Raw genomic sequence first — 517 nt, 5'->3', positions numbered from 1 at the left:
ATATCGTGTTCGTAAATACATCGGCTCTTATGCTGCGGCAATGAACGGTGTGGACGTTATCGTGTTTACGGCGGGAGTCGGTGAGAATTCGATCGTTCTTCGTCAAAGAGTGCTTGAGCAGCTTACCTATCTCGGAGTAGAATTGGATGAGGAGCTGAACAGCATTCGTTCCGGCGAGCCGCGTCGTATTTCAACGGCGAATTCCAAGGTAGAGGTTCTCGTAGTTCCTACCAACGAGGAATTGGTTATTGCTCGGGATACGCATCGTATCGTACAAGCTTCTAACCGTTAAATAGTAGTGATATAAGGGAGAGATTTAAGCATGGCCACCAAAAGTGTGATTCGTAACGTCAACCAGCATGTCGGTGAGACCGTCACGATCGGCGCCTGGATTAACAACAAGCGTTCCAGCGGGAAGATTCAGTTCCTGCAGCTTCGCGATGGATCGGGATATATCCAGGGTGTTGTTGTGAAGAGCGAAGTATCCGAGCAGGTATGGGATGACGCGAAAAGCCTG

Annotated in this window: 1 protein-coding gene and 1 pseudogene; both read left to right on the top strand. The window is 49.3% G+C overall.

Features of this window, described 5'->3' with window-relative positions; genetic code table 11:
- Window positions 1-292: pseudogene (locus C3B52_RS35860) on the top strand (acetate kinase); the annotation flags it as partial.
- A 30-nt stretch (window positions 293-322) separates the two neighbouring features.
- The coding region (locus C3B52_RS35855) for an OB-fold nucleic acid binding domain-containing protein (protein WP_235615981.1) at window positions 323-517 on the top strand (195 nt) is incomplete at its 3' end.

Origin of the sequence: Brevibacillus reuszeri (assembly GCF_002897295.1) — a bacterium.
Lineage (GTDB): Bacteria > Bacillota > Bacilli > Brevibacillales > Brevibacillaceae > Brevibacillus > Brevibacillus reuszeri_A.
This window is presented reverse-complemented; position numbering and strand designations above follow the sequence as displayed.